This window comes from Pseudoduganella sp. RAF53_2 (genome assembly GCF_052113985.1).
Taxonomy (GTDB): Bacteria; Pseudomonadota; Gammaproteobacteria; order Burkholderiales; family Burkholderiaceae_D; genus Rugamonas.
Genome location: NZ_JBFRDW010000863.1, coordinates 1 through 1,967, shown reverse-complemented (window position 1 = coordinate 1,967; position 1,967 = coordinate 1). Strand labels below are relative to the sequence as shown.

Annotated in this window: 2 protein-coding genes; both read right to left on the bottom strand. The window is 61.9% G+C overall.

Annotated elements, in window-relative coordinates; genetic code table 11:
- The coding region (locus AB4Z11_RS30435; protein WP_442029731.1) for a Gfo/Idh/MocA family protein at nucleotides 1-563 on the bottom strand (563 nt) is incomplete at its 3' end.
- A gap of 2 nt (nucleotides 564-565) precedes the next feature.
- Nucleotides 566-1,747 carry an MFS transporter gene (locus AB4Z11_RS30430; protein ID WP_442029729.1) on the bottom strand — a complete coding sequence of 394 codons (1,182 nt, stop codon included), beginning with the start codon at nucleotides 1,745-1,747 and terminating at the stop codon, nucleotides 566-568.
- Between the last annotated feature and the right edge of the window lie 220 nt (nucleotides 1,748-1,967).

The following is a 1,967-nucleotide window of genomic DNA, read 5'->3' as shown; positions in this document are numbered from 1 at the left end:
AAGTAATGCCCGCCGTAGATGGACAGCAGGCTGGAGAAATTCTCCGGCGGGATGGTGAAATGCAGCGCCGCCTTGCGTTCGCGCTGGAAGTATTCGACGCTGATATGCAACCGCACCGACCGCAGCTCACCGATATAGCCATCCTTCAGCAGGTCGCGCACGTAGCGGTAATCGGGATTGAGGCGACGCTGCAAACCGACGATGTGGCGCACACTGGCTTGCTTGGCAAGCGCCGCCAGTTCCTGGGAGACGGCTTTGCTTGGCGTCAGTGGCCATTCGCAATACACGTCTTTGCCCGCCGCAATGGCAGCGCGCACGGTCGCTTCATGCTGTGGCGCCGTGTTCAGCACCACGACTAAATCGACTTCCGGATGCCGCACCAGCGCTTCGACGGAATCGAGCGCATGGGGAATGCCATGGCGCTGCGCCAGCGCATTGGCTTTGGTGATGTCGCGGCTATGGACGGCGGTCAGTACATATTCGGGTAGCAGGTTGAGGGCAGGCAGGTGGCCATATTCGGCCCAGTTGCCAACACCAATAAGCCCTACGCGGATTTTCGTCATGATTAACTCCTTTGAACGTTAGAAAAATAGGCAAGCGTGAGTGCCGCGCCTGCGCACAGCGCACTGACAAAGCCAAGATTGGCAATTGCGCTGTAGTGCAGGGTGAGCGAACTGAGTCCCGCACCAAGCGAGAAACCGAGATACATGAAGGATGCGTTCAGCGACAGCGCCACGGGCGCGGACGCGACGCCGGCCACGCCAACCAGTTTTGTTTGCTGCGCCGGATAAAACGCCCAGTGCGCAACGCCCCAGGCGGCGATGGCTAGCGCAATCGGCAGGATGGCAAATTGCGCGCCGAGTATATGCGCGGCCAGCGAAATGAGCACGAATGCGGTGGTTGATGTGGCCAGCGCCGGCAGGATGACGGCGCGCGGGCCTTTGCGGTCCACCGCCGGGCCGCTGATCGCCAGGCCGATGGCCGCCGCAATGCCCCAGCCGAACAGCACGAAACCAATGGCGGGGCCATGAATAGTGGTGGCCGCGTCCAGTAACGGCGCCAGATAGGTGTAGGTCGTGTAGCTGGCCATGGCCCATAAGGTCGTCACCAGCAGCGTCAGCAGAACCGCCGGCCGTGCGGCAGTGGCGATACGTTGCCGCAGGCTGACCTGTGCAAGGCCGCTACCAATGCCGCGCGGTAGACCTGCCAGTAAGCCGGCGACCGCGAGCACCGAAAGAACTGCGACGCTGCCGAAGGTCGCGCGCCAGCCGAGCGCACCGCCCAGCATCGCGCCTGCGGGGACGCCCAATGCAATGGCCATGGRGAGGCCGCCATTGACGATGGCGATGGCGCGTCCGCGCCGTTCCGGTGGCACGACCACGCTGGCAAGTGCATTTGCACCGGGCACGTACACGGCGGCTGTCAGCGCGAGCAGCACGCGCGCCGCCATCAGCGTCCAGTAGTCGGTCGCGCAGAATGCCAGCACATTCGCGAATGCGAAGACGGACATCGCTGCGATCAGCAGCTTGCGCCGGTTGACGTTGCCGAACAGGGTGGCCAGCAACGGCGAACTCAGTGCATAAGCCAGCGCAAAGACCGTTACCAGCTGGCCTGCCACGCCGATGCTGACGCCAAGATCCTGCGCCATGCCGGGCAGCAGGCCAGCAATCATGAAGTTCTCAGTGCCAACGGCGAAGGTGCCGGCAGCCAGCCAGTACAGGGGCCGATTGTTCTTGATGTATTCCATGCATTCCACCTGAGTTTTGTTGATGAACTCAGTGTAGGGACGGAAGAGCTCAGGAAAAATACGTCGAGAATCCGAACACTTCGGACCCGTGTGTCCGCAATGGAGTGAAAATCAGCGAGGTGCCACTCAAACTACGGAGGCGCGCCGCTAACCACCTCGAATCGATTCGAGGCACTGAAATGGCAGGGAGGGACCGTGAACTACGACTCGGCGATATGGG